Annotated in this window: 21 protein-coding genes; 6 read left to right on the top strand and 15 right to left on the bottom strand. The window is 70.3% G+C overall.

Annotation, left to right across the window (positions count from 1 at the left end; all coding sequences use genetic code 11):
- Nucleotides 1-99: 99 nt before the first annotated feature.
- The 3 genes from ACIG5F_RS12500 to ACIG5F_RS12490 all read right to left on the bottom strand — a co-directional run bounded on the left by ACIG5F_RS12500 (nucleotide 100) and on the right by ACIG5F_RS12490 (nucleotide 4,890).
- Entirely contained in the window at nucleotides 100-2,163 is a 2,064-nt protein-coding gene (locus ACIG5F_RS12500; protein ID WP_396517725.1) for a GH36-type glycosyl hydrolase domain-containing protein, read from the bottom strand.
- A 2-nt stretch (nucleotides 2,164-2,165) separates the two neighbouring features.
- Nucleotides 2,166-3,257: a hypothetical protein gene (locus tag ACIG5F_RS12495; protein ID WP_396517724.1), complete on the bottom strand. Its 1,092-nt coding sequence runs from the start codon at nucleotides 3,255-3,257 to the stop codon at nucleotides 2,166-2,168.
- A gap of 241 nt (nucleotides 3,258-3,498) precedes the next feature.
- The gene (locus ACIG5F_RS12490; RefSeq protein WP_396517723.1) at nucleotides 3,499-4,890 is read right to left on the bottom strand and encodes an MFS transporter; all 1,392 of its coding nucleotides are present in this window, start codon (nucleotides 4,888-4,890) and stop codon (nucleotides 3,499-3,501) included.
- Between the two features lie 185 nt (nucleotides 4,891-5,075).
- Here ACIG5F_RS12490 and ACIG5F_RS12485 point away from each other — a divergent pair, with 185 nt between their 5' ends.
- Nucleotides 5,076-6,140, top strand: a complete 1,065-nt coding sequence (locus ACIG5F_RS12485; RefSeq protein WP_396517722.1) for an LLM class flavin-dependent oxidoreductase — start codon at nucleotides 5,076-5,078, stop codon at nucleotides 6,138-6,140.
- A complete protein-coding gene (locus tag ACIG5F_RS12480) occupies nucleotides 6,137-6,679 on the top strand; it encodes a DoxX family protein (RefSeq protein WP_396517721.1) in 543 nt (180 codons plus the stop codon). The genes ACIG5F_RS12485 and ACIG5F_RS12480 overlap by 4 nt, the downstream gene beginning before the upstream one ends.
- Here the strand turns inward: ACIG5F_RS12480 and ACIG5F_RS12475 are convergent.
- On the bottom strand, nucleotides 6,624-7,874 hold the full coding sequence (locus tag ACIG5F_RS12475; protein WP_396517719.1) for a carboxylesterase/lipase family protein: 1,251 nt from the start codon (nucleotides 7,872-7,874) through the stop codon (nucleotides 6,624-6,626). The two genes, ACIG5F_RS12480 and ACIG5F_RS12475, sit on opposite strands and share 56 nt — an antisense overlap.
- Nucleotides 7,875-7,985: 111 nt before the next feature.
- Nucleotides 7,986-8,558 carry a helix-turn-helix domain-containing protein gene (locus tag ACIG5F_RS12470; RefSeq protein WP_396517718.1) on the bottom strand — a complete coding sequence of 191 codons (573 nt, stop codon included), beginning with the start codon at nucleotides 8,556-8,558 and terminating at the stop codon, nucleotides 7,986-7,988.
- Nucleotides 8,559-8,642: 84 nt separating this feature from the next.
- Here ACIG5F_RS12470 and ACIG5F_RS12465 point away from each other — a divergent pair, with 84 nt between their 5' ends.
- The gene (locus tag ACIG5F_RS12465; RefSeq protein WP_396517716.1) at nucleotides 8,643-9,569 is read left to right on the top strand and encodes an SDR family oxidoreductase; all 927 of its coding nucleotides are present in this window, start codon (nucleotides 8,643-8,645) and stop codon (nucleotides 9,567-9,569) included.
- On the opposite strand, the gene ACIG5F_RS12460 is transcribed toward ACIG5F_RS12465, so the two are convergent.
- On the bottom strand, nucleotides 9,533-9,979 hold the full coding sequence (locus tag ACIG5F_RS12460) for a MarR family winged helix-turn-helix transcriptional regulator (RefSeq protein WP_396517714.1): 447 nt from the start codon (nucleotides 9,977-9,979) through the stop codon (nucleotides 9,533-9,535). The two genes, ACIG5F_RS12465 and ACIG5F_RS12460, sit on opposite strands and share 37 nt — an antisense overlap.
- 88 nt (nucleotides 9,980-10,067) lie before the next feature.
- Between ACIG5F_RS12460 and ACIG5F_RS12455 the strand changes: the two genes are divergently transcribed.
- Nucleotides 10,068-11,009, top strand: coding sequence for a zinc-binding alcohol dehydrogenase family protein (locus ACIG5F_RS12455; protein WP_396517713.1), 942 nt, complete (start codon nucleotides 10,068-10,070; stop codon nucleotides 11,007-11,009).
- Nucleotides 11,010-11,644: 635 nt separating this feature from the next.
- Nucleotides 11,645-12,790, top strand: a complete 1,146-nt coding sequence (locus ACIG5F_RS12450) for a DUF222 domain-containing protein (protein WP_396517712.1) — start codon at nucleotides 11,645-11,647, stop codon at nucleotides 12,788-12,790.
- On the opposite strand, the gene ACIG5F_RS12445 is transcribed toward ACIG5F_RS12450, so the two are convergent.
- The 3 genes from ACIG5F_RS12445 to ACIG5F_RS12435 all read right to left on the bottom strand — a co-directional run bounded on the left by ACIG5F_RS12445 (nucleotide 12,774) and on the right by ACIG5F_RS12435 (nucleotide 15,814).
- The gene (locus ACIG5F_RS12445; protein WP_396517710.1) at nucleotides 12,774-14,246 is read right to left on the bottom strand and encodes an MFS transporter; all 1,473 of its coding nucleotides are present in this window, start codon (nucleotides 14,244-14,246) and stop codon (nucleotides 12,774-12,776) included. The genes ACIG5F_RS12450 and ACIG5F_RS12445 overlap by 17 nt on opposite strands.
- Complete coding sequence (locus tag ACIG5F_RS12440) at nucleotides 14,170-15,096, bottom strand: endo-beta-N-acetylglucosaminidase H (RefSeq protein ID WP_396517709.1); 927 nt, start codon at nucleotides 15,094-15,096, stop codon at nucleotides 14,170-14,172. Before ACIG5F_RS12440 ends, ACIG5F_RS12445 begins: the two co-directional genes overlap by 77 nt.
- Before the next feature lie 205 nt (nucleotides 15,097-15,301).
- Nucleotides 15,302-15,814, bottom strand: coding sequence for a MarR family winged helix-turn-helix transcriptional regulator (locus tag ACIG5F_RS12435; protein WP_396517708.1), 513 nt, complete (start codon nucleotides 15,812-15,814; stop codon nucleotides 15,302-15,304).
- 41 nt (nucleotides 15,815-15,855) lie between these two features.
- On the opposite strand from ACIG5F_RS12435, the gene ACIG5F_RS12430 reads away from it, so the two are divergent.
- Nucleotides 15,856-16,743 carry an EamA family transporter gene (locus tag ACIG5F_RS12430; protein WP_396517707.1) on the top strand — a complete coding sequence of 296 codons (888 nt, stop codon included), beginning with the start codon at nucleotides 15,856-15,858 and terminating at the stop codon, nucleotides 16,741-16,743.
- On the opposite strand, the gene ACIG5F_RS12425 is transcribed toward ACIG5F_RS12430, so the two are convergent.
- The 6 genes from ACIG5F_RS12425 to ACIG5F_RS12400 form a co-directional block, all read right to left on the bottom strand.
- On the bottom strand, nucleotides 16,706-17,482 hold the full coding sequence (locus ACIG5F_RS12425; RefSeq protein ID WP_396517706.1) for a class I SAM-dependent methyltransferase: 777 nt from the start codon (nucleotides 17,480-17,482) through the stop codon (nucleotides 16,706-16,708). The genes ACIG5F_RS12430 and ACIG5F_RS12425 overlap by 38 nt on opposite strands.
- Nucleotides 17,475-18,212 carry a trypsin-like serine peptidase gene (locus ACIG5F_RS12420; RefSeq protein ID WP_396517705.1) on the bottom strand — a complete coding sequence of 246 codons (738 nt, stop codon included), beginning with the start codon at nucleotides 18,210-18,212 and terminating at the stop codon, nucleotides 17,475-17,477. Before ACIG5F_RS12420 ends, ACIG5F_RS12425 begins: the two co-directional genes overlap by 8 nt.
- Before the next feature lie 111 nt (nucleotides 18,213-18,323).
- Entirely contained in the window at nucleotides 18,324-19,871 is a 1,548-nt protein-coding gene (locus ACIG5F_RS12415; protein WP_396517704.1) for an ABC transporter substrate-binding protein, read from the bottom strand.
- The gene (locus ACIG5F_RS12410; RefSeq protein ID WP_396517703.1) at nucleotides 19,868-23,098 is read right to left on the bottom strand and encodes an EAL domain-containing protein; all 3,231 of its coding nucleotides are present in this window, start codon (nucleotides 23,096-23,098) and stop codon (nucleotides 19,868-19,870) included. Before ACIG5F_RS12410 ends, ACIG5F_RS12415 begins: the two co-directional genes overlap by 4 nt.
- A gap of 380 nt (nucleotides 23,099-23,478) precedes the next feature.
- Nucleotides 23,479-24,237, bottom strand: a complete 759-nt coding sequence (locus tag ACIG5F_RS12405; protein WP_396517702.1) for an HU family DNA-binding protein — start codon at nucleotides 24,235-24,237, stop codon at nucleotides 23,479-23,481.
- A 135-nt stretch (nucleotides 24,238-24,372) separates the two neighbouring features.
- A complete protein-coding gene (locus ACIG5F_RS12400; RefSeq protein WP_396517701.1) occupies nucleotides 24,373-25,830 on the bottom strand; it encodes a purine-cytosine permease family protein in 1,458 nt (485 codons plus the stop codon).
- Nucleotides 25,831-25,860 lie beyond the last annotated feature (30 nt).

Below are 25,860 nucleotides of genomic sequence, written 5' to 3'. Positions count from 1 at the left end.
TGTCGACCGCGATGGCGTCCCATGCTGCCAGGCGGCCCGCCGCCGACCCAGCGGCACTGCCCTAAGGGCCATCAATCTCGCCCGGCGACTCCCTCGGCGTTACCCGGATGTCCCAGTCCAGGCCAGCTCGCCGCGGGCCCATCCGGTGCGGCCGCCGAGGTGCACGACCTCGACGTCGCCGAGCGTGGACAGCCGCCCGGAGCCGTCCGGGCGGACGGTCAGTGTGCGGCTGGCGAACAAACCACCGCCGCCGCAGCGCAATCGGCCGTCGGCGGTGGGTTCGACGCCGAGCAGCCGAAGGTAGCCGAGCAGGGGCTGGGAGTGACTGTGCAGGTTGGCGACCGGATAGGCCTGCATGGCCGCGCCGAGGTCGGGAATCACCCAGGTCTGGCCGGGACGAGCGCTCTCCGGCTCCAGGTAGGAGTCGGGGCCGGACAGCACGCCGGACCAGATGTCGGGATAGGCGGTGGAATGCGCGCGCAGGGTCATCCGCCGCCACTCGTCCCACGCCAGGTCCGGATCGTGGCGGGCAGCGGCCCAGATCAGGGTCATGTTGATGGAGAGCCAGATCGGGCCCGGCCGGCGGATGCGGGCGCCGAGGGGTGAGCCCGTTCTACAGGTCTGGTCGATCGTGGCCAGCAGGGCCCGCGCCTGCTCGGAAGACGCTGCGCCGCAAAGGATCGCCCACGGCTGGACCTCCAGCCACAGGGCATCCTCGCCGACCACGGCGCCGGGGCCGTAGGCCCGGCGGAACCAGCGGCCGTTCCACTCGCCGGCCACCCGTCGGCGAAGCTGCTCGGCGTACGTGCGCGCGGCCGCGGCGGTGATCGGATCGCCGAGCCGCTCGGCCAGGCCGGCGTACACCGGCAGCACCCAGGCCGCCATCGCCGAGTTGAGCACGGACTCGCCGCGCTCGGCCATCAACTCACTGTCCACTCCGGACTCACGGATGGCCAGGTCGTTCCAGTCCGCGTTGAGGATCCGCACGTGCCCGTGCTCGCCGAGGCCGACCTCGTCGACGAAGAACCGGAACTGGCGGCGGAGATGCTCGGCCAGCGACACCGGCTCGGCCCCGTGCACGGGGTGGTAGGCGACGGAATCGGCGAACGCCGCGAGGTCGCCGGTGGCGGCCGCGTACTCGGCGGCCAGCCACAGCGCCCACAGGTTCTGGTCCGACGGCCGGAAAACCGTGGTCCACGGCTGTTTGCGGCCGTCCAGCGCATACGGCAGGTCGCCGTCGGGGCTGCCCCACGAACATGTGTTGCGCAGCACGGAAAGCGCGAGATCCGGTTCGAGATAGACCAGCGCAAGCGCGTGCTGCAACGGATCCCGGGCCGCGCCGTTGAAGCCGTGCCGGAACGAGTACGCCGACCCCTGGTCGAGGGTGTGACCGCCGAGCACGCCGTCCACGCACGCGCCCCCGGTGAGCAAGGCCGCGTGCCAGGGCAGCTCGGCAGCCGCCTCCGGGGCCCGTTCGGCCGACGCCGACGGCAGCCTTTCCCTCAGCGCGGCCAGGCTTGCCTCGTACAACGCCAACGGGTCGGCCAGCTCCGACCTGTCGTCCACGCCGAACCGGAACCAGTACGTCCCCCGGCCGCCGGGCGGCAGATCGACGTCCGCCGACACCGACAGCGGCCCGGACTCGGTCACCGCCCGCTCGCCGCCGACCCGTTCCAACACGACCGGCGGCCCGTCGCTCGGCTCGATCTCCGCCAAGGGACCGAACTCCAGGCTGACCACCCGTGGCCGCACCGACCACTGCTCGATCAGCCTGGCCCGCAACGCCTTCGAGCTGACGACGTCGACCCGGATCAGGAGCCACGGGGCCTCCCCCTCCGGGCACAACACCGTACGCACCAGCCGCACTCCGTCGCCGGCCGCCGTCGTCCGGGAGAACGTCGGCCCGAACAGCACGCCGTCGGTCGACAGCTCCCCCAGGTGACTCACGCCCGTGTGCTCGGCCAGCCAGCGGCAGCCCGTGTGCTCGTCCCACACTCCGCTGCGCCCGTCGCTGTCGGCCACGAGCGTGATCCGCCGGTTGCCGACGTGCACCCAGTGCCGGTCGCACACCGGATCGAGGATCCGGTCCCACACCACGGGTCCGGCTCGGTAGTCGAACGCCGGAAGGCCCTCCGCGGTCGTCCACTCCCCGAACGCGGTCACGGCTACTCGCGCCCGTGCATGATCTCCAGGAAGTCCACGGCGGCGCCGGCCCTCGGCTTGCCGACCCCGTACCACTTGGCCACGGCGCTGGCCGACGGCAGGCCGTAGCCGCTCTCCGCGGAGGCGGTCAGCACGCCGGCCTCCAGGTCCTTGGGGATCTGCCGGACCAGCCGCGCCACGGACACCTCGTCGGCGCTCAGCCGGGTGGTGGCCTTGCCCTCGACCAGCGCGGAGATCATCAGCTTGGCCACGAAGCCGGCGATGACCACCTGCATCACCACGGTGGCGGCGATCAGCAGCGGCGGCAGGAAGCGGGCCCAGAAGGTCTCAGTGTTGTGCCAAGTGCCCAGCACGGGCACGACCGGCGAGATGTTGATCAGGATGACCGCGGCCAGCAGGCCGACCTCGAAGGCGATCACGCCGATGCGGGCCCGGCCGCCGCCCGGGAAGGGACGGCCCCAGCGCGCGCCCTGGGCGTGCCAGTTCATGGTGAGCAGCAGCAGACCGCTGAACAGTGGCTCCACCCCGTAGGCCAGCCAGTGCGTGGCCGGCCAGGCGGCGCTGTTCGGGCCCATCAGGGCGTCGTGCACGCCCACGCTGGTCCAGCCGATGCCGACCAGCATGAGCACCCGCAGCACGATCGTGCTGACCCGGTGGGCCCGGTGCAGCTCGGCCAGCCGGGTCGACGGGTCCAGCAGCCGGTCGCGCTTGGCCAGCGCCTCGGCCTTCCACTGGTCGAGCTTCTCGGTGATCAGCGCCAGCCGGTCGCCGTGCTTGCGGCCCCGGCGGTCCCGCGACACCTTGGCCAGGCCGGCCTCGGTGCGCTCGGCCCGCTCGGCGGCCCGGATCTTCTCGGCCACGGCCCGCTCGGCCTCGCGCTCGGCCGGCGACAGCACGTCCAGCCAGGCCGGATTGGCCAGCAGCTCCCGCTCCTGCTCGGCCCGGCGGATCTCGGCGGCCAGCTTGGCCACCGGGTCGTTGTCCTCGCGCCGTCCGATGGTCGGCACGTCGGCTGTTGTCACCGGCAGCGGCGGCCGTAACCGGCGCGGCGTGTTCTCCAGATCGACGATGTCGAGCGGCGCGGTGTGCTCCATGCCGGTGAAATCACCTGGTCCGGGGCGTGCCGTGCCGTTCGCACCGCTCGCTGGGCCCGTAGGATTGTCGACAGACACGCTTTGATCCCTTCGGTGTGTCCGCTGCCCCGGCCGGTGTTCCCGCACCGCCGGGGCTTTTTGTCAGGCCGTCGGCCGCCCGAGACGGTACAGGTACCCACCGACAAACTGGGGGACCCCACCCCGGCCGCGTCGCGACCGTCCACAGTGGACACGCGTTCCGTCAGGCTCGGCGCAGGCTCGGACCAGGTTCGACGGCGATTCGGCGGCTGCGCAGCGCGATCCCGCCCACGACGGCCACGACGGCGACGGCGGCGTCCAGCCACATCGCGGTGGTGAACGCGGACCACGGCGGCACGGCGCTGCCGGCCAGCAGGCTGCCGCTGAGCTGCCCGCCGATCGTGCCGCCGACGCTGCGCAGCACCCAGCCCAGGCCGCTGACGCTGGCGATGCGTTCCTCGGGCACGGACACCACCACGAGGTTCATCGCCTGCGTCATGCCGAGCCCGATGCCCAGGCCGGCGACGGTGGCGGAAACGGCCAGCAGCACGCCGTTCCCGCTGGCCATGAGCAGCAGCACGGTGGAGGTGAGGGTGGCCGCGGCGGCCACGATCATGACCGTCTTGGCCCCGACGAGGCGTTCCAGGCGTGGCACGAAGGCAGCGGCGACCGCGCCGAGCACGGTGCCGGGAATGAGGATCGCGCCGATCGCGCCGGCGGCCGCGCCGAGGCCGTAGCCGGTGCTCACGGGGGCGCTGGCGAGAATCGGGATCATCAGGAAGCTGGCGGTGGTGGTGTAGCCGAGGACGCCGGCCATCACGCACGCCACCAGCACCGCGCGGCCGCCCAGGTGCAGGTCGACCAGCGGCTCCGGGGTCCGCAGCTCGACGGCGACGAACACGGCCAGCAGCACCGCGGCGGTGATCACCAGGGCGACGAAGCCGAGCGAGGACCAACCCCAGTACGGGGCCTGGGAGATGCCGAACAGCAGCGCGAAGAGACCGGCCGACAGGGTGGCCGCGCCGAGCCAGTCGACCGTGCCCTGCTTGGCCGGCGGGCACGGCGGCACGATGCGCCACGCGACCACCGTGATCACCACGAGCAGCATCAGCGGAAACCAGAACAGCCAGTTGTACGGCAGCGAGCCGACGATCAGGCCGGTCCCGGCCAGCCCCAGGCCGACGCTGAACGCGGACGCGCCGACCAGCATGCCGCTGGCCTTCTTGACCCGCTCGGGCGACTGCGTGTGCCGGAGGATGCCCAGGGCCAGCGGCACCAGGCTCAGCCCCGCCCCCTGCAACACCTGGCCCGCCGCGAGCCCGACGATCGACGGCGAGACCGCCGACACCAGGGCCCCGAGGCACACCGTGAGCAGGACGCCCAGCAGGATCGGCCGCTTGTCGTGCAGATCGGCCAGCCGTCCGACCAGCGGCGTGCACACCGCCCCGGCCAGCAGGACGCCGGTCAGCACCCAGGCGACCTCGGCCGTGGTGGCCCCGATGCCGTGCTGGATGGTCGGCAGGGCGGGGGTGAGCATCGTCTCCAGGGCGGTGTAGACCAGCACCGCGCCGATCAGGACGGCCAGCACCGGGCCGGGCTTGGCTGATGTCGACATGAACCTTGCCTCCGAGCTGCGGGGACGTGCCGTGTCGCTCAATGCAACCGATTTAATCAAGCAGTGTCAACTCTGCCCCGTTCCCGTTAACACTCGTGACGCCAACCGTCAGCGAACGTTGCGTTGACCGGCGCAGCGACCGCTGATACTAGTTGTGCAACCGGTTTAACTGGAGGTGCGGACCCGTGCATTTCTCGATCTATCTCAACCCGCAGACCCGCGGTCCCGAGGAGGACGTGGCGATCATCGACACGACCATCGAGCAGGCCCTGCGGGCCACCGAGGCCGGCGTGCGCGGGATCGCCCTCACCGAGCACCACTTCTCCGGCTACAACACGTACGGCAGCAACTTCCTGCTGGCCGCCAACCTCGCGCCCCAGGTGCCCGCGGAGACGATGTTCCTGCTGGCCTGCGCGGTGCCGCCGCTGCACAACCCGCTGCGGCTGGCCCAGGAGTGCAACCTGCTCGACGTGCTGACCAAGGGCCGGCTGATCGTCGCCTTCGCCGCCGGCGGCTCGCCGGTCGAGTACGCCGGGCTGGGCCGCGACCCGTCGGTGCGGCACGAGCAGATGCTGCACAACCTCGACGTGCTGGAGCGGGCGCTGGCCAAGCAGCCGTCCGATCCGCCCTACGAGTGGGAGACGGCCTTCGAGCACGGCTCGCTGCGCACCCGGATCATGCCGGCCGCCTACACCCCCGGCGGGCCGCGGTTCGCCCGGGCGACGCAGAACGACGAGGGCGTGGTCTGGACCGCCCGCAAGGGCTGGTACCTGTTCACGGCGCGCGAGACCGCCGACGCCATGGCCGACCGCCTGGCCCTCTACACCCGCACCCTGGCCGAGAGCGGCCACGACCAGGCCTCGATCGACCGGCTGCTGGACTGGAGCCTGGTGCAGAAGCAGGTGATCATCCGTGACACCGACGAGGAGGCCATGGCCTTCGCGCTGGAGCGGATGGAGGAAATGGCCTCGCACCAACGGAAGAACTTCTCCATGACCGGCGACATCAAGGACGCCAAGCACTTGAAGAGCGTTGTCGGCGTGTCCCCGCAGAACCCCCAGGAGTTCCTGGACAAGGCGATGATCGTCGGCAGCCCCGACACCGTGCAGAAGGGCCTGCGCAGCTTCGCCGACGTGGGCGTGCGGCACATGTCGCTGCTGTTCAACTTCGGCTTCATGACCCCGGCCGAGTCCGGGCGGTCGCTGGACCTGTTCCTGGCCGAGGTGCTGCCGGCGCTGGACCCCCGATGACCGCGGTCGACACCGGGCAGCTCGTGCTGCGGCTGGTGCTGGCCGCCACCATGGGTTTCCACGGCACGCAGAAGCTGTTCGGCTGGTTCGACGGCGGCGGCCTCGACCGGGCCGAGGCCTTCTTCCGCAGCCAGGGATTCCGGCCGCCGCGCACGATGGCCCTGGTCGCCGGGGTGACCGAGACCGCGGGCGCCGTCCTGCTCGGGACCGGCCTGGCCACTCCCCTGGCCGTCGCGATGATCGCCGGCACGCTGGTCAACGTCCTTGCCCTGCATGCCAAGAACGGCCTCGACTCGCGCAAGCACGGGTGCGAGCACGAGCTGATGCTGCTGGCCGGGGTGGTCAGCGTCGCGCTGATCGGCCCCGGCGCGGTCAGCCTGGACCACGGGTTCGGCCTGACCTACCCGGACTGGTCCGGGGTCGCCGCCCTCGGCTTGGCGGTGGTCGCCGGGGCGGCCGTGATCGGGTCGCGCGAGCGCGGGGTTATTCGAAACGCATTTCCGCCGGGTGCGCCGGCCAGCCCGGATTCCCGGTCGTGACGAAGTCGACCCAGGCCCGGTGCATGGTGTCGGCCAGTTTCTGGGGCGGATCGTCGCCCTCGAGCGGGGTGATGCCGATGGCGTCGAACACAAAGGAGACGTCCAGGGCGTGGGCGGCGCCCGCGCCGGGCAGCGAGGAAGGCCAGGCGAATTCGTAGACGAAAGTCCGTCCGGGCCGGGTTTCGGCGAAATCCCGGACGGGCCCGCGGAACATCGCCTGGGTGAGCATCGCGGCCTGGTCGGGATCGCCGGGCAGCATCAGCAGCAGCTCGTCGGAGGCGGTGCCGATCAGCACGTCCACGTCCTGGCCGACGCCGTCGAGCACGCGCTGCCACGGATCCGCGGTCACCAGGGAGCCGTCGATCACCGTGCTGAAACCCATGCCGGTGGCCGCCACACTGGGGCCCCACAACGCGGGATCCGGGTTCGAACCCACCTCGCCGTCGACGGTGACGGCCAGGGCGGCGAGCTTGTCCCGGTCGACGGCCCGCAGGCCCTCGGCGGTCGGTTCGACACCGGCGCGGCGGGCGACCTCGGCGGTGACCAGGGCGGCGTCGGCAGCGTCGTGCGCGCCGTGCAGCAGCCCGCTCTGGATCACGGCCCGGCGGAACAGGCCGGTGCCCAGCGACAGCAGCGCCAGCACCGCGCCGGCCCCGGCCGAGATGCCGGCGACGGTGACGTGCGCGGGATCGCCGCCGAAGGCGGAGATGTTGTCCCGCACCCATTCCAGCGCGGCGATCTGGTCGCGTCGGCCCCGGTTGGGCACGGCGTCGGGCAGCTGACCGAAGCCCTCGACGCCGAGCCGGTAGTTGATCGACACCAGCACCACGCCGTCACGGGCGAACGCCGTCCCGTCGAACACCGGCTGCGCCGAGGAGCCCATGGTGTTGGCGCCGCCGTGGATCCACACCAGCACCGGCCGCTCGCCCGTCGTCGACGGCGTCCACACGTTGAGGTTGAGGCAGTCGTCGCCGGGGATCTTCGGGGACGTGCCGTAGATCGGCGGCAGCAGCTCGGCGCCGGGAGCGGTCGGGCCGAAGTCCAGGGCGTCCCGCACACCGTCCCACGGCGCGACCGGCATCGGGGCCCCGAACCGCTCAGCCGTGGCATAGGGAATGCCGAGGAACCTGGCCACGTCGTCCGACCGCTGACCGCGCACTTCCCCGAACCTGGTCCGCACCACCACATCAGACATGGCTGGTGTATATCAGCGGGTAAACGGCCTTCACCAGCCGTATTGCCCCTCCGATTCGCAAGCGGGACACTTTTGACCACTCTTTCCCACCCGGAATACCGCTCGCTTTTGTCAGCGCACCACCTGCGTGGCGGCGGTCCTCAGGTCGGCCAGGGTCTCGGCGGCGATGTCGGTGAATTCCCGGCCGGCGGCGGACACCCAGCGGAAGAAGGCGGTGCGGAAGGCGAGCTGGCCGAGTTCGGCGGCGACGCCGGCGGCCAGGTCGGACAGGCCGCGCGCCCGGAAGCCCTCGACCATGACGGCCTTGAGCGTGGCGGCCTTGTGCAGCTCGCGTTCCTGGAGATCGGCGTGGGCGGCGATGATCGCCTGGCGGCGTAGCACCAGATCGAGCCGGTCGAGGGCGAAGACCGGGGCGATGGCGACGAGGGCGTCGTTCAGGATCTCCAGCGGGGCGGCCGACGCCGGGGCGTCGGCGATGGCCTCGGTGAACAGGCCACTGAGAATCTCCTGCCCGCCGAACAGAACCTCGCGTTTGTCGGCGAAGTGCCGGAAGAAGGTCCGCTTGGTCAGCCCGGCCCGCTCGGCGATCTCGGCCACCGTGGTGGTGTCGTAGCCCCGTTCCGCGAACAGCTCCAGCGAGGCCCGTTCCAGCCGCCGCCGCGCATCGGGCTCCCATCGACTCACGTGCACAGCCTACGTGATGACACCCGGTGTCATGGAGTGCTACCGTGGCGATGACACCAGGTGTCATCACAGGAGGAACCAGCCATGCGAGTTTTTGTCACCGGAGCCAGCGGCCACGTCGGCAAGGCCGTCGTCCCCGACCTGCAAGCCGCCGGCCACCAGGTCGTGGGCCTGGCCCGCTCGGACGCCTCGGCCGCGGCGCTGGCCGCCCGCGGCGTCGAGGTGCGCCGCGGCGACCTGGACACCCTCGACGTCCTGCACGACGCGTCCGCCGACGCCGACGGCGTCATCCACCTCGCCTTCAAGCACGACGCCATGGTCGCCGGCGACCTGGAGGCCGCGGCCACGGCCGACCTCGCCGCCACGCGGGCCATCGCCGACGCCCTCGCCGGCACCGGCAAGCCGCTGGTCGGCACCTCCGGCACCGCCATGCTCGGCCGCGTCGACCTCGGACACACCGGCACCGAGGACGACGTGCTGCCCGGGGGCTACCGCATCGACACCGAGAACCTGACCATCGAACTCGCCGCCCAGGGCATCCGCACGTCGGTGCTCCGGCTGCCGCCGACCGTGCACAGCTCGCTCGACACCGAGGGCTTCATCCCAGGCCTGATCGCCCTCGCCCGAGCCAAGGGCGTCTCCGGCTACGTCGGCGACGGCGCCAACCGCTGGCCCGCCGCCCACACCCTCGACGTCGGTCGCCTCTACCGGCTGGCCGTGGAGCACGCCCCCGCCGGCTCCCGGCTGCACGCCGTCGACGACGAAGGCGTGCCGCTCCGTCAGATCGCCGAGGTCATCGGCCGGCGCCTGGGCGTGCCGACCGCCAGCATCCCCGCCGAGGACGCCGCCGCCCACTTCGGGTGGCTCACCATGCTCGTCGGCATCGACAACCCCACCTCCAGCGCCCGCACCCGGCAACTGCTGGACTGGAAGCCCGAGCACCCCGGGCTGCTGGCCGACCTGGAGGAGGACCACTACTTCGCCGTGTCCGGCCGAACCGCGTCGAACTGAACGATCCCGGTGATCAGCCGGTCCAGCTGGGCGCGGTCGCGGGCCGAGAGCTGATCGGTCAGCCGCCCGACCGCCCGGCCGACCTCGTCGGCGATGGCATGGGCGAGGCGTTGTCCTTGCGGCGTAAGGGAAACCAGGACCGCGCGGCGGTTGTGCTGCGGCACCACCCGCCGTACCAGTCCCCGCTTCTCCGCCCGGTCCACCAGCCCCGTGGCGCTCGATTTGTCCACGTTGAGCAGGCCTGCCAGCTCCAGCATGCCCGGCTCGCGGTCGCGCAGCACCCCTAACATCCGGGCCTGCGGAATCGACAGGTCGTGCTCGGCGCAGGCCTCGCCCAGCACCCGCTGCATCAGGAAGGACAGCTGCACCAGGCCGTCCACCACACCCAGCGTCGTCGCCGGCTTGTTCATCGCGTCACTCCCGGTCGCGCCCGTTGGAGACACACGCTACCTTAGTTTGTGTCCCCAACAGTTTGTGACACGTATCGAGGAGCCGTCGATGTTCGCCGCCGTCGTCACCGAGTTCGGCAAGCTACCCACCTACCAGGAGATCCCCGACCCCCAACCCCGCCCCGGCGAGGTCCTCGTCGACATGCTGGCCGTCGGACTGCACCGCCGCATGCGGTCCGGCGCCGCCGGCACCCACTACACCAGCGAGGACACCCTGCCCCTGGTGCCCGGCTTCGACGGCGTCGGCCGTACCGCCTCTGGGGACCGGGTTTTCGTGTCCGGACTGGACGCTCCGCACGGCACCCTCGCTCAGCGCGTCGCCGTGCCCGCCGATCGCTTGATCCCCGTACCCCCGGGCGTTGCGTCAGAGCAAGTTGCCGCCGTCATGAACCCCGCGATGTCGGCGTGGGTTGCTCTCACCCAGCGGGCCTCCCTCCGTCCCGGTGAGACAGTGCTCGTGCTTGGCGCCACCGGCAACGCCGGCCAAGCCGCCGTGCAACTGGCCAAACACCTCGGCGCCGCGCGGGTCATCGCCGCCGGGCGCAACACCGCCGTCCTGTCGGAGCTGCTGTCTCTTGGGGCCGACGAGGTCGTCGCGCTATCGGAAGATGGTCTTGCTGTCGCCGCAGATGTGGACGTGGTGGTGGATTATCTCTGGGGGCCGCCGGCCGAGGCGGCGTTGGCCGCGATCGGGTCGTCGCGGTCGGATTCCTCCCGGGCGGTTCGGTGGGTTCACGTCGGGGCGATGGCCGGGGCCACCATCACTTTGCCGGGCGCGGCGCTGCGCAAGACCAACCTGGTTATTAGCGGAAGCGGCCAGGGGTCGGTGTCTGACGCGGACCTGCACGAAGCCCACCGGGAGCTGCTGGAAGCCCTGCCCCACACCGGCTTGCACGTCGACACGGTGAACGTGCCGTTGGCCGACGTTGAGCAGGCCTGGAATCGCGAGACTCCCAGCGGCAGCCGCGTGGTGTTCGTGATGGCGGAGTGATGGCGGAGTGATTGCGGAGTGATGGCGGTTCTCTTTCCCATCACCAAATCCGCCCGGCTATGCCCTTTCTCCTCGCCACCACCGGCCTTCCTTCGTGGGCATCCCGCTCTTCTACCCGCTGCGCCTATCACCTCCTCTAACGGTCCTTCTGTTCCGGACATCCCCCTCCCGCTCTCCCTACCACCGCCCGACCGGCCACACCCTTGACTTCCCGCCAAGCACTGCCCTTCCGGTCCAGACATCCCCCTCTCCCGCTCTCCCTACCACCACGCCCGCCAAGCACTGCCCTTCTCTCTCGGCCTCCTCTTCTGTGGCTCTCCCACACCATCAACACCCTTCCCTGCCAGGGCCAGTTGTCGCGAGTCGGGTGGGTGGATGGGGTTCGTCAGGCGGGTTGTCGCGAGTCAGGCGGGTGGATGAGGTTCGTAGCGCGGTGCCAGGTGGGTGGGTGGTGCGGTTTACAGAGGGCTTGGGACGTGGGAGGGGTCTGGCTTTGGTTGTTTGCTTGCCGCTTGGAGGGTGGGCGCGTTGCTAGGTTGGAAAGCGCTTTCCTGAAGGAATCTTCAGGGTGGGCACGATCGGGTAATCCTTGTCTGGCAAGGAGATTGGTGTCGAATGGGTGGTAAGATGGGGGTATGTCAGCGAACCCGGAAATGTCGGTCGACACCGAGAGGTGGCGGCTGAGCGACGGGGGGCTGCGGGAACGTGGGAAGTGGCTGGAGGAGCGGCGTAAGGCCGACTACCTGGAACAGATCGAGGTCGTGCGGGAATGGTGGAACCGCACCAGCCGCACCAAGGATGACCGGGCCGCGATCGTGGCGGATCTGGCCCTGGGGTGGAACATCACCCGAGGTGAGGCTCGGGAACTGGTCCGCTTTGCGGAACTGTTCCAACGCGATGCCGTTCGGGACGTGGCGCAGGAAGAGCAGCTCAGCAGGCAGCATCTGGCCATCATGGACAAGACGCTGGCTGAAGCGCCCGAGCCCGACCGGGATCGTGTTGAGGCAGCGCTGGTAGAACACGTGGCGACCCTCGACCTCGGCCAGTTCAAGGACGCCGCCCACCGGATCCTGCTGCTGCTCGACCAGGACGGCAAAGCCCCCGACGACCCGGAGTTGGCCCAGCCCACCCGAGAGCTGAACATCCGCAAACGCCACAACGGCGCGAAGATCGACGGCTTCCTCGACCTGGAAAGCACCGCGCTACTGGAGACCCTCGTCAGCGGCCTGGCCAAACCGACCTCGGCCGACGACACCCGCACCACCCCACAACGGCAAGGCGACGCGCTGGTGGAGATCCTCGAACTGGCGGCCGGCTGCAAGGACCTGCCCGAGGAGGGCGGGGAGAAGCCGCACATCGCCCTCACCATGTCCCTCAAGGACTTCCAGCAGCAGCGCGGGACGGCCGATCTGGAAGGCATGGGGCCGCTCAACGCCGCCTCCGTTCGGCGGATCGCCTGCGACAGCACAATCTTCCGGGTGGTGCTGGGAGCCAGGTCCGAAGTCCTCGACATCGGACGGGCCAGCCGGACGATCCCCAACGCGATACGGAGAGCACTGATCATCCGAGACAAGGGGTGCGCGTTTCCGGGATGTGGAAGGAAACCCCGGCAATGCCACGCGCATCATGTGGTGGAATGGGCTGACGGGGGGCCGACCAGCCTGGACAATCTGGTGTTGCTGTGCAGCGCCTGCCACAGGCTGATTCACCATAGCGACTGGAAGGTGAAGATCAGCAACGGGCTGCCGGAGTTCAGGGACGGGGTTAGGCGCGGCGGCTGATGGGCCACGCGCCGAGGAGGCATACGGCGATGAGGAGGAGGTTGAGCGGGGCCCAACCGGCGGTGGGGCCCAGCAGGGCGACCAGGACGCCGCCGAGGCAGATGGAGACGGACTGGCCGATCAGGTCCGAAAGCTGGAGGGCCGACGAGTTGAAGCCACGGTCCGAAGGCGGGGAGAGCCGCAGCACCAGGACGGAGGTGCAGGCGGTGGCGAGGCCCATGCCCAGGCCGGAAATGGCCCACGCGGGGGCGGCGAGCCAGGCGGGACCCCAAGAAGGGGCGACCAAGGTGACCAGGGCCAGGGCGAACATGATGATCAGGAAGCCCCAGCGCATCACGAGGGCCCGGCTGACGTCGGGGAAGCGGGCCTGCCACCAGGAGCCGAGCCACCAGCCTACGGCGGCGAAGGTCAGGGGAACGCCGGCGACGGCGGGGGTGAGGCCATGGACCTGTTGCAGCACAAGGGGAAGAAACGCCTCGCTGCCGATGAAGGCGGCGGACATGAGGCCACGGGCCAGGACAACGCTGGGAAGGCCACGGCGGAAAAGCAGAGTGCCCCTGGGGAGCAGCACAAGCACGGCGGGCAGCAGAGCGGCGAAGCCGGCCAAGGCGACGAGAATGCCTACGAGGTCACGGTGATCGCCGGCCCAGCTCAGGGCGGCCAAGCCTACGGCGGCGGCGATGGCGGCGGGAGTCAGGCCGCGATGAGGCGAGCTCGGCTGGGGCTCGAAAGGGGGAAGGCGGCGCAGCACCGCCAGAATGAGGACCCAGCCGAGGAGGACCAGAGGGGCCAAGCCCAGGAAGATCCAGCGCCAGCTCAAGTACTGGGTGAGCAGGCCGGCGGCGGTGGGGCCGATCATGGACGGCACAACCCAGCCGGCGGCCAGAGCGCCGAAAACGGCGGGCTGATCGCGGTCGGGGAAGACCATGGCGATCATCACGTACAGGGCGACGATCTGGGCGCCGCCGCCGAAACCCTGGAGGGCGCGGCCGATCAGGAGCTGGGTCATGGAGCCGGCGGTGCCGGCGACGACCAGACCCAAGGCGAACAGCACAGGACCCAGGACGAGCATGGGGGCGGGGCCACGGCGGTCGGAAACCCGGCCGGACACGACATTGCCGACGACCTGGGTGGCCAGCATCATGGTGAACACCCAGGCATAGAGGGCCTCTCCGCGCAGATCCCGCACCAGGGTGGGAATCGCGGTGCTGACGCCCATGGCCTCGAAAGCGGCCAAGGTCACGAGCAGCAGGAGCCCGACAGTGGCGGCGCGGCGGTCGGGCGCCCACAGTGGACTGTTGCGTTTCGCGCTCGTGACGGCCATACCCCTACTCTGCAACCTCCAGCGGACTGGAGGTCCAGTCCGCTGGAGGCCGGCGTCACGGGGTGTAGACCGAATTCGCGCCGTAGAGGGGGTTGGTGAAGCTGGAGATGTACGAGTGCTGGTCGCCCGCACCCAGGTTGTAGGTCAGGAACACGCCATAGCCGCCGGACACGGTCTGGCGGGCCAGGCTGGCGGCGGTGGTGGTGGAGGTGCCGTTGATCTCGATGGCGGCCGGCGACAGGCCCGACTTGGGCAGGTTGATGCTGGGCACGCCCCAGGTGCCGTAGTACGGGTTCCAGGCGTAGTTGAACTTCGGCCCGACGTCGACGCCGTTGTAGACGGTCCGGGAAGCGGCGGGGCCGATGTTGTAGAGCGAAATCAGCTTGCTGGGCATGTTGGCCCGCAGGGCGGTCACCAGCTGCACGAAGGAACTGGCATTGGGCTGAGCAGTGCCGTTGTTGCCGTACTCGGCGTACTCGTCGTCGAAGTCGATGCCGTCCAGGCCGTACGTGGCCACGGCGTCGGACAGCTGCTTGGCGAACGCGGCCGCGGCGGCCTGGGTCGGGAAGTTGGCGAAGCCGGCGCCCTGATGGTTGCCGAGAATCGACAGCATCACCTTGATGCCCTTGGCCTGCAACGGCCGGATCTGCGTGGCCGCGTTGTCCAGCACGCTCTGCACCTGCGGATTGAAGTACAGGTAGGCCGACTTGGTCGTCGTGTTGTAGTTGATGTTGGCCGCGAAGATGACGCCGATGTCGAAGACGTTGCCGCCGCCGTTGGCCAGCGTGTACTTGCCCACGTTGACCATGCTGTTGCTGTTCACCTCGACGTAGGCCACGGAGATCGGCCCGGTCTTGTGGGGCGCCGCCGCCGAGCTCACGGGTGCTGCCGACGCGGTGGCCGCGGCGGTCGCCGTGAGCGCGGCCACGGCCAGCAGGGCCAGCGCGGAACGCCGCGCCGTGACCCGACCAGACTTGAACATCGTTGATCGAACTCCTATCGAGCGAGTCAATTGCACCGTCAAATGTCAAATATTGCGCGGTGGCGGCCGGTTATGCATGCACCCTTTCCCTCGCCGGGACAATCATTCCCGAACCCTACGACGGCGCGCGCGGCGGCGGCGTGCTCCAGACGATGGAATTCCCCGAAGCCGATGATTACGGAATTGACAGATCTGCCCCGGGGAATCACCTCGGGGGTTCCAGGCGGGCGAGCCAGGTCGTGAGCAGTTCCTCCAGCTTCGCCGCCTCGTCGGCCGAGAGGTCGGCCAGCATGCGGCGTTCGTTGCGCATGTGGGCGGCGAACGCCTCGTCGATGAGGGCGCGGCCGGCCGGGGTGAGGGCGACGACCCGGCCCCGGCCGTCGACAGCGCTGGGCCGGCGGGTGACCAGGCCGGCCGCTTCGAGACGGTCGAGGCGCTTGGTCATGGCGCCGGTGGTGACCATGGTGAACGCGGCGAGCTCGCCGGGGGCGCGTTCGAACGGGTCCCCGGCGCGGCGCAGCGCGGCCAGCACGTCGAACTCGCCCTCGGACAGCCCGAAGCGCTGGTAGACGGCATCCAGCTGGTCGGACAGCAGCACACCGACCCGGTGCAGGCGGCCGATCACGCCCTGCGGGGACACGTCCAGGTCGGGGCGCTCCCGCCGCCACTCGGCCTGGATGCGGGCGACGTGGTCCAACGGCTCCGTCGGTTCGGTCACACCGCCATAATAGCTTCCACGGAAGGTATAAAGTAGCTTCCGTGGAAGCTACTGTGAAGTGGAGCCTGGTGACGGCGATCGCCCCCGTGGCCTGGGGGACGAACTACTTCGTGACCCACGAGCAGCTGCCGGCCGGCTATCCCCTGTACGGGGCGGTGCTGCGGGCGCTGCCGGCGGGCCTGATCCTGCTCGCGGTGGCCCGCCGGACGCCGAAGGGCAGCTGGTGGTGGAAGTCGCTGGTGCTGGGCCTGCTGAACACCAGCGTCTTCTTCACCCTGGTCTACGTGGCGGCGCAGGCCCTGCCGACCAGCCTGGCGTCGATGATCATGGCGACCTCGCCGGTGGTGCTGATGCTGTTGGCCTGGCTGGTCAACGCCGAGCGGCCGGGCACGCCGGCGCTGGTCGGCGCGGTGATAGGCATCGGCGGGGCGGCCCTGATGCTGCTGACGGCGGCGGTGCGGGTGGACCTGATCGGCGTGCTGGCCTCGATCGCGGCGATGCTGCTGTCCTCGACGGGCTACATCCTGGCCAAGCGCTGGGCCGGCGAGGTCGATGTGCTGGCCTCGACGTCATGGCAGCTGACCTGGGGCGGCCTGCTGCTCCTGCCGGCCGCAGTGTTGGTCGAGGGCGCGCCGCCGGCGCTCACCTTCAACGCGGCCCTCGGCTTCGGCTACGTCACGGTCGTGGCGACGGCGCTCGCCTTCGCGGCCTGGTTCGCCGGCCTCAAGCACCTGCCGGCCGGCACCGTGGGGCTGATCGGGCTGCTCAACCCGGTGACCGGCGTGCTGCTCGGCACGCTGGTCGCGGGCGACGGCCTGACCGGGCAGCAGGTGGCGGGCATCGCGCTGGTGCTGATCGGTCTGCTGCTGGGGCAGCCGCTGCTGAGCAGGGTCAGGCTCGCCGGCCTACAAGATGGAAGACGCGGCTGAGCTGACGGTAGGGATCGCGCCGGGCGGCCTCGAGTTCGACGGCGGCGACCTGCTCGCGGTCACCAAGGTCCACCTCGACGCCGCCGAAGCCGAGCCAGTCGATGAACAGCCAGACTCCGTACCACTGCACGGGATCCACGCCCCGAGCGCGCAGGAGGGAGCCGATTTCCTCGACGGTGTCGGCTCTTCCCCGCACGCCGAGCACACCGATGCCGGTGCGGGAATCGAACGCCGCCAGGGCATCGGCCCAGCGCTGCTCCATGGCCGGTTGCACGGCCATCGCATGAGCGTTGGCGGTCATGATCGAGACGATGCCGCCGGTGTCGACACACCGGCACAGCTGGTCGACCAGCGGCGTCGGATCGTCGAGGTAGCCGAGAACTCCGTGACACAGCACGGCATCGAAGCGCCGACCGCCGACGGCGTCCGAAGCCCGCACACCGTCGGCCGGCATGAAGCTCACCCGCCGCTGGGCCGCCGGCGACAGCTTTTCCCACCGCTGCCGGGCTTTGGCCAGCATCGCCTCGGAGGGATCCAGCACCGTCACGTCATAACCGGCCTCGGCCAACGGAAACGACTGGTGCCCGGCTCCCCCACCGACGTCCAGCACGGTCCCCGACGGCGGCAGATGCTCCAGAAGCTGGTGGTGCAGCACATAAGTGCGCACATACCCCTTCACCGAGGCGTAGGCATCGTCGGCGAACTTGTCGGCCAGCTGGGCGAAGGGGTCGTCAGCCATGCTTCGCCTGGTCGTAGGCGGCGGTGAACTCGGCCCGGAACAGGGAGCTGTAGTCGACGTACGGCGTCGGGCCGCCCTCCTGGTAGCCGCCCATCACGCCGATCACGCGGTCGGTGCCGGTCGGGATGAACGGCCCGCCGCTGGTGCCGTCGCCCATGCTGACCGACGGGCAGTCGACCTTCAGGTACGTCTGGCCTTGATACGCCCAGCGGTTGGCGGTGCCACGACACGAGGAGAGGCTGCCGCCGACGGCGTTGTAGCCGGCGACGGTGGCCGGGGTGTCGTGAGCGTCGATCACCGGGGTCAGGGCGCCGGTGCGGCCCTGGACGTCGCCGTCGACGATCAGAAAGGCGTAATCGTACGGATTGGTGCGATCCTCCCCCGCCGGGGCGGGATGGGTGCTGCGCCACTGGATGTACTGCGGCGGCACGATGATCTTCACGACCCGCCAGCGGCCGTAGGTGTTGCTGGCGGCGCCGTTGTTGAAGGCCGGCAGGAACCACACCGCCGTCCGGGCAGGGTCGGTGTCCCACACGCAGTGCGCGGCGGTCAGCACCACGTTGTGCCGCGGGCTGGCGACCACGCTGGCCGAGCAGTAGTGCCCGATTCCCAACGGGTTGGGCGCGATCACGCCGATCGGCGTCGACCAACTGCGCGCCGCGCCGCTCGCCGTCGCCGAGCACACCGCCACCAGCGCCAACGCCGCCAGCACCGTCAACAACCGTCTCATGAAGCGCTTCCCCCTCAGATCCGAAGGGGATCTTATGACGAGAACCACCAACCTGCACGTGACCAATTCACCAAAGTCAGAACGCCGTCCGCCGCGCCTCGTCCACGGGCGTCAGACGAAGGAGATGGTGCGGAACTGGAAGGACGACAGCGGCAGGCCGCGGTCCGGCACGAAACCCGTGACCTTGCTGCTGTAGGCGTCGACCTGGTTCTTGAAGCCCCACACGATGTAGCCGCCGTGGTCGTACTCCAGCTGCTGCGCGTCCTGGAGCAGCCGGGTGCGGCGGGCGGTGTCCAGCTCGGCCCGGGCGCTGCAGATCAGGGAGTTGAAGGTGGGGTCGTTCCAGTGGCATTCGTTGTACGGCGCGTTGGGCAGCGAACCCTGCGCCGCCTGCGGCAGGTAGCCGCGGGTGAACCAGTAGTCCTGGGCGAAGGACCAGCCCAGGTACTGCTTGCCGTAGAAGGTGCCGCTGTCCACGGTCCGCACCCGCACGTCGACCCCGGCCCCCTTGGCCTGCTGGGCGAACAGCTGCGCGGCGGCCACCGCGCCGTCGCCGACGGCCCCGGAGGTGACGAGCTCGATCTGGAGGTCGGCCTGCCCGGCGCCGCGCAGCAGGGACCGGGCCTGGGCCAGATCCTGTTCCCGTTGCGGGAGCTGCTTGGCGTAGCTGACGTCGAAGGGCGCGTAGAGGTCGTTGCCGACGCGGCCCTGCCCGTTCCAGGCCTGGCTGATCATCTCCTCCCGGTCCACGACCAGCCGCAAGGCCTGGCGCACCCGGGGATCGGCCAGCGGCGCGGTGTCGACCCGCATGGTGAACGGCGTCCAGTTGCCGGTCTCGGACACCAGCACGTTGGCCCCGGCCGCCTTCACGGTGGCGACCCGCTCGGCCGGCAGGTTGTCGATGGCCTCGACCTCGCCGGCCAGCAGCGCCTCCAGCTGGGCCTCGGAGTCGGCGAAGTCGATGATCGTCAGCTCGTCCACGTACGGCTGGTCGCCGCGCCAGTAGCTGGTGAAGCGGGGGAAGGAGCTGCGGTCGCCGGGCGTGAACGTGCCGAACCGGAACGGCCCGGTGCCCACCGGGTTGGCCGGGTCGAAGCCGACCGGCACGATCGTGTTGTAGTACTCGGCCAGCTCGTCCTGGAACAGCGCGTACGGCGAGGTGAGCGGGATCCGCAGGGTCCGCGCGTCCAGCTTGCGCACACCGGCGAAGTCGATGATCCCCAGCGCCGGGGCCCCGTTGGCCTTGGTGTCGACGATGCGCCGGAACGAGAAGACCACGTCGTCCACGTCGAGGCGCTTGCCGTTGTGGAACTCCACGCCCTCGCGCAGCCGCAGCGTCCAGGTGCTGCCGTGGTCGGTCGCCTCGATCGACTCGGCCAGCACCGGCTGCACGGTGTAGGAGACGTCGTGTGCGAACAGCGGCTCGTACAGGTTGGACACCCGGGCCTGGTCCGGATAGGTCGGCGGGTGGTGCGGGTCCAGCCCGTCGGCCGTGCTGCCGCCGGCGATGCCCACCCGCAGCACGCCGCCGTGCTTGCTGGGCCCGAGCGCGGCGGCGCTGACCGCGCGGGTGTCCCGGTCGGTGGAGCAGCCGGCCGCGACCGCGCCGAGGCCCAGCAGCGCCCCGGCGCGCAGCAGGTCCCGCCGCGAGAGGGTCACGACACCGGCGCCGCGGTCAGCACGATGGCCGTCGACCCGGGCGGGCCGGCCTTGGGCCGCCCCAGCAGGTAGCCCTGGGCCTGGTCGCAGCCCAGGTCGCGGAGCAGCTCGAACTGGGCCAGCTCCTCCACGCCCTCGGCGATGGTGGTCAGCCCCAGCGCCTGCCCGAGCCGGATCACCGCGGTGACGATCTCCCGGTCGGACGGGTCGGTGACCAGGCCGGCGACGAAGGAGCGGTCGATCTTGACGAAGCTGACCGGGAACCGCTTGAGATAGGTCAGCGAGGAGTAGCCGGTGCCGAAGTCGTCGATGCCCATCTCCACGCCCAGCTCGCGGATCCGCTGCAACTGCCGCAGCGTCGAGGCGTCGGCCTCCATCAGCACGGTCTCGGTCAGCTCCAGGGTCAGGCCGGCCGGCTCCAGGTCGGCGTCGGCCAGCGCCCGCTCCACCGTGGCGGCCAGGTCGGGTCGGTTGACCTGCCGGGCCGACAGGTTCACCGCCGTCCGCAGCCCGGCCGGGGCCGCGCCGCTGTCCCGCCACCGGGTCAGCTCGCGGCAGGCCTGCTCCAGCACGGAGGTGCCGATCGGCACGATCAGACCGCTGTCCTCGGCGACCTGGATGAAGGTGTCCGGCGCGAGGAGCCCGCGGTCGGGATCGTCCAGGCGCACCAATGACTCCACCGCCACCGTGGCCCCGGTGCCGATGTCGATGACCGGCTGGAAGTGCAGCACGAAGCGGTCGTCGCGCAGGCCCTGGCGCAGCGCCGAGGCGATCGCCACCCGGTCCACGGCCCGGGCCTGCAGGCCGGCGTCGAAGATCTCGCACCGGTTCTTGCCGCGGGTCTTGGCCCCGTACATCGCGGCGTCGGCGTCGCGCAGCAGGTCCTCCGGCGTCGGCGCGCTGCCGTTGGCCAGGGCGATGCCGACGCTGGCCGTGACCACGACCTCGAAGGTGCCGATGGCCACCGGCTCGGACAGCACGCCGGCCAGCCGCTCGGAGATCTCCACGACGTTCTGCTCGCCGGCCAGGTCCTGGCACAGCACCACGAACTCGTCGCCGCCGAGCCGGGCCACCGTGTCCAGCGGACGGATGTTGGCCTGCAACCGGCGGCCGATCTCGCGCAGCACCTCGTCGCCGACGTCGTGCCCGAGGCTGTCGTTGACGTCCTTGAAGCCGTCCAGGTCGATGAACAGCACGGCGGTCAGCTCGGGATGCCGGTCGGCGCGGGCCAGCACCTGGCGCAGCCGGTCCATCAGCAGGGTCCGGTTGGGCAGCCCGGTCAGCGGGTCGTGCAGGGCCTGCCGGACCAGCCGGGCCTCGGCCTCCCGCCGCTCGGTCACGTCCTCGACCTGCGTGACGAAGTACGGCGACTGGCCGTCCTCCGAGTACACGGTGGAGACGGTCACCCAGGCCCACACCACCCGGCCGTCGGGCCGCAGGTAGCGCTTCTCCAGCCGGTGCGGCGCGCTGTAGCCGTCGGTCGCCTCGACCACCGCGGCCAGGCTGGCCGACAGGTCGTCGGGGTGGGTCACGTCGCAGACCCGCAGCGCCAGCAGCTCCTGCTCGGAACGGTCCAGCATCTCACACAGGGCCCGGTTGACCTGCGTGAACCGGGACTCGGCGTCGACAAGGCACATGCCGATGGAGGCGTGGTCGAAGGCCTTCTGGAACCGCTCCTTGGCCTCGCGCAGCGCGGCCTCGGCGTCCCGCTGGGCGGTCACGTCGAGGCCGGTGGCGATCACGTGCGTGACGTTGCCGTGCTCGTCCACCAGCGCGGTGTTGGACCAGGAGATCCGCCGCTGCTCGCCGGACTTGGTCAGCCACGGGCACTCGAAGTCGCTGGGGAAGTCCGAGGCGATCAGATTGTCGAACTGGGCCTGGATGCATGGCCGGTCCTCGGGCAGCAGGAACAGCTCCCAGCACAGCTGCCCGGCCACATCGGCGGCGGCGTATCCCGTGGTCAGCTCGCACGCCCGGTTGAACCGGACGATGCGTCCGGAACTGTCGGCGACCAGCACCAGGCTGCCGGCGGTGTCCAGCACCGCGTCCACGAAGTCGCGCTCGGAACGCAGCGTCCGCTCGGCCCGCTGTTGCACCTCCACCATGTGTTGCAGCCTCTCGGCCATCTCGTTGAAGGCCGTGGCCATCACGCCGATCTCGTCCCGGCTGCGCACCCGCGCCCGGCCGTTCAGGTCGCCGCCGGCCAGCGAGGCCGCGACCCGGGAGACCGTGCCGACATCGGTGGTGATGCGGCGCGACTGCCAGACGGTCAGCAGCACGGTCACCGCGAGCACGGCCAGCACCGCGGCCAGGGTCAGCTCGCGGTTCAGCGAGTCCATGTCGATGCGGGACTGGAGGATCACGGCTTCGCGCTGGGACAAGCCCGTGGACAGCGCCGACACCGCGCCCAGCGCCTGGTCGACGGCGGCGCGCAGGGTCGGCTGGGCCAGCGCGATCTGGTTGGCCTGCACGAAGTCCCGGGTGACCATCGTGCCGAGATTGGCCACGTTCAGGTAGGTCGTGGTCAGCAGCGGGCCCAGCGCGTTCTGCACGGCCCGGGCCTGCGGGCTGCCGCCGCCGTCCTGGAACGTGGTGAACAGGTCCTCCTGCAACCCGTCGGCGTCGGCGGTCATCGAGGCCACCGTGGCCGCGACGCCGGTCCGGTCGGCCAGCGTGATCCGGCTGTGGTCGTCGGCCAGCAGCCTGTCCACGGTGTCGCCGAGCGACCGGGTGTGGTCGACGATCGCCGGCGTGCGCACGGCCAGCGCGTCGGCGATGTGATACGGGCTCAGTTCCGGGTCGAGCACCAGGTTCGAGGTGACGCCCACGTAGGAGATCAGCGTCTTGATATTGCTGACCATCAGGGAATGGAAGGCGTCGTCGGTTCCCGGATCGTGCCGGCCGGCCTCCCAGGTGTGCCAGTTCCGGGTCAGCGTGGCCGGCAGGACGCTGGCGTTGAGGTGCGCGCCGGTGGTCTGCAACTCGACGCCGACGCGGCCGTCGACCTCGGTCAGCGCGGCGAAGTCGTTGTCCACGCGCATCTGGGCGGCGTGCACCTGCTCGGTGCTGGCCTGCCCGGCGGCCGACAGGTGGTCAAGCGTGCGGTCCGAGGTCACGTCAAGCAGCAGCGCCTCCAGCGGGCGCAGATAGTCCAGGCCGCGCAGCTCGTTCTGGCTGAACTCGATGCGCTGGCCGTTGTTGACCATCAGCAGGTACGTCGAGGTCACCAGGGGTAAAGAGAACGCCAGTCCGATGATCGCGAGTCTGTGCCAGACACGCCGACGCCACCAGGTCGGGCGGGGACGGCGCGTGCCGGGACCCATCGTCACAGGTTCAACACCCCATCGGCTTCCTGTCAGTGGCGCCGTTCACCTTAAGGTTCGACGGATTCGAGGCGGAAGCACTTGGCCTAACGCGTTCGCCGGGCGGTAGGAACATCCGAGGGATCATAACGCTGCGCAGCCGCCGGGAAACACCTCGCCACGGGCGGTCACAGTACACCGGGGCAAAACTGCAAGTTGACGTTCGCAAGTGGACGTCGGGAGCGTTCACGGAAATCGGCGGCGGGGCCGATCGGCCCTGGTCGACCGGCCCCGCCGCCGTCCGGTCACTTCTTGGCGCTCCTCTTGGCGGCGGGCTTCGCCTTCTTCGCGGTCGCCGCCTTCTTGACCGTTGCCACCTTCTTGGTGGCCGGCCGGGTCGCCTTAGCGGTTGCCTTAACCGCCGCCGGCCGGGTCGCCTTGGCCGTCTTTCCCGACGCCGGGCGAGTCGCCTTCGCGGTCTTTGCCGCGGTCGCCTTTGCCGCAGTCGCCTTTGCCGCCGGGCGAGTTGCCTTCGCGGTGGTCTTGGCGGCGGTCGTGCGAGTCGCCGCCGCGGCCTTGGCCGGGGCCTTCGCGGCAGTGCGCTTCGCGGCGGTGGCCTTCGCGGCCGGCCGAGTCGTCCTGGCCGGGGCCTTCGCCGCCGCCCGCGTGGTCGTTGTCCGCTTCCCCGCCGCCGCCCGGGTCGAGGCCGCGGCGCGCGTGGCCCTGGCCGCCGGTTTCGCGGCCGGCGTGGCCGCCGGCATCGCCGCCGGGGCACGGCCGAGCTTGCGGGAACCGTCGACCACTTCCTTGAACAGCGTGCCGGCCCGGAAGCTCGGCACGTTCGTGCGCTTGAGCCGCAACTGCTGCCCGGTCCGGGGATTGCGGGCCGTGCGCGCCGCCCTGGCCCGTTTCTCGAACACACCGAAGCCCGTGAGCATGACATTCTCGCCCTTGTCGACGTTGCGGACGATGATGTCGAACATGCCGTCGACGGCCTGGGCCGCCATCTTCTTGTCCATGCCCAGTCGCAGGCCGAGCATCTCGATCAGCTGTCCCTTGTTCATTTCCTGCCCTTCCGTGCGGGACTTCAATCCGCAAGCACGGTAAGCAGAAAAAACGCCGACTCGCACGCATGTGGCGGCCAAATGCGTTGCGAATCGGCGGATTTCACTCCTTCGAGGGACAGTCCGATGTGGATTTCAGGCGTCCGGATCCAGTCCCGCGTCGGCGATCGCGACCCGTTCCCGTTCCGCGGTGAGATCCAGCGAACGGCACAGCACCAGGTACAGACCGGCAGCCACGAGCAGCCCGATCGGCATGGAGATATCGGCCCCGCCGAGCATTCGCGCCACCGGCCCCTCCAGGTCCCCGACCACCGCGAACGGCATCATGACGGCGAAGCCGACACCGTAGGCGACCAGGCCGCGCCAGCTCCAGCGGCCGTAGATGCCGCGCGGGTTGAAGATCTCGCGGATCGAGTAGTGGCCGCGCCGCACCACGTAGAAGTCGACCAGGTTGATCGCCGTCCACGGCGTGAACAGGTAGCCGAGCACGGCCAGGAAGTGCTCGAAGTCCTCCAGGAAGGTGTCGTTGGAGGAGAAGGCGATCGCGGTGGAGAGCACCCCGACCACCACCAGCGCGTACACCCGCTTCGCCGTGGTGGGCCGGAACCGCTTGACCGAGTCCACACAGGACAGCAGGGTCAGGCTGCCGCCGTAGAAGTTGAGGGTGCCGATGGTGATCAGCGGCAGCACCGATCCCAGCAGCAGCGTCAGGCCGAAGCCCGGGAACACCTCGTCCCCGGCCGACAGCACCGCGTTCACGGTGTCGGCCTTGGGGAACAGGCCCGCGGCGGCGGTGCCGACCAGCATCATCCACGCCCCGCCGACACCGGCCCCGAGATAGGTCCACCAGAACGAGGCCCGCACGCCGACGTCGCGCGGCAGGTAGCGGGAGTAGTCGGAGACGTAGATCGACCACGACAGCTGGTAGACGGCGGCGGTGAAGAACTGCACCAGGAACGGGGCCAGCGCGAACTGTCCGAGGTCGAACTGCTCGGCGCTGAACGGGTGCACGACCGCCAGCCCGATGGTGAACACCACCAGCAGCACCACCATCAGGTACGTCAGCCAGCGCGAGGCCTTGTGGATGAAGTCGTAGCCCACCACGGCCAGCACCACGCCGATCACCGCGTAGCCGATGTAGCTGACCGGGGCCGGCAGGTTCACCAGGTGTTTCATGGTGCTGCCGACCAGGATCTGGTTGAAGCCGGTGTACCCGACGTAGGTCACCAGCGCGACCACCCACACCAACAACGCGCCCATGAAGCCGAACTGGGGCCGCGACTGCACCATCTGCGGCAGGCCCAGCTGCGGCCCCTGGGTGGAGTGGAAGGCCATGAAGAAGGTGCCGAAGGCGTTGCCAAGCACGACCGCGATCGCGGTCCAGACCAGGTTGCCGCCCAGGGTGACGCCGATGATGCCGGTGGCGATGGTGGCCAGGTGGGCGTCCCCGGCGAACCACACCGGGAACAGGTGCCACACCTTGCCGTGCCGCTCGGCTATGGGCACGTAGTCGATGGACCGCGACTCGATGCCCAGCGGCCGCCGGGGCTGGTGGGACTGGGACTCGGTCAGGGTGGGTGGATTGGCCGCCATGCCATCTCTCCTCGCCAAAGCCGCGGAAGG

Origin of the sequence: Kutzneria sp. NPDC052558 (genome assembly GCF_044547355.1) — a bacterium.
GTDB lineage: Bacteria > Actinomycetota > Actinomycetes > Mycobacteriales > Pseudonocardiaceae > Kutzneria.
This window is presented reverse-complemented; position numbering and strand designations above follow the sequence as displayed.

Coding starts and splice junctions, on each gene's coding strand:
- ACIG5F_RS12495 (WP_396517724.1), bottom strand. CDS start 3,257: ATGGAGCACACCGCGCCGCTCGACATCGTCGATCTGGAGAACACGCCG.
- ACIG5F_RS12490 (WP_396517723.1), bottom strand. CDS start 4,890: ATGTCGACATCAGCCAAGCCCGGCCCGGTGCTGGCCGTCCTGATCGGC.
- ACIG5F_RS12480 (WP_396517721.1), top strand. CDS start 6,137: ATGACCGCGGTCGACACCGGGCAGCTCGTGCTGCGGCTGGTGCTGGCC.
- ACIG5F_RS12475 (WP_396517719.1), bottom strand. CDS start 7,874: ATGTCTGATGTGGTGGTGCGGACCAGGTTCGGGGAAGTGCGCGGTCAG.
- ACIG5F_RS12465 (WP_396517716.1), top strand. CDS start 8,643: ATGCGAGTTTTTGTCACCGGAGCCAGCGGCCACGTCGGCAAGGCCGTC.
- ACIG5F_RS12460 (WP_396517714.1), bottom strand. CDS start 9,979: ATGAACAAGCCGGCGACGACGCTGGGTGTGGTGGACGGCCTGGTGCAG.
- ACIG5F_RS12455 (WP_396517713.1), top strand. CDS start 10,068: ATGTTCGCCGCCGTCGTCACCGAGTTCGGCAAGCTACCCACCTACCAG.
- ACIG5F_RS12450 (WP_396517712.1), top strand. CDS start 11,645: ATGTCAGCGAACCCGGAAATGTCGGTCGACACCGAGAGGTGGCGGCTG.
- ACIG5F_RS12440 (WP_396517709.1), bottom strand. CDS start 15,096: ATGTTCAAGTCTGGTCGGGTCACGGCGCGGCGTTCCGCGCTGGCCCTG.
- ACIG5F_RS12425 (WP_396517706.1), bottom strand. CDS start 17,482: ATGGCTGACGACCCCTTCGCCCAGCTGGCCGACAAGTTCGCCGACGAT.
- ACIG5F_RS12420 (WP_396517705.1), bottom strand. CDS start 18,212: ATGAGACGGTTGTTGACGGTGCTGGCGGCGTTGGCGCTGGTGGCGGTG.
- ACIG5F_RS12405 (WP_396517702.1), bottom strand. CDS start 24,237: ATGAACAAGGGACAGCTGATCGAGATGCTCGGCCTGCGACTGGGCATG.
- ACIG5F_RS12400 (WP_396517701.1), bottom strand. CDS start 25,830: ATGGCGGCCAATCCACCCACCCTGACCGAGTCCCAGTCCCACCAGCCC.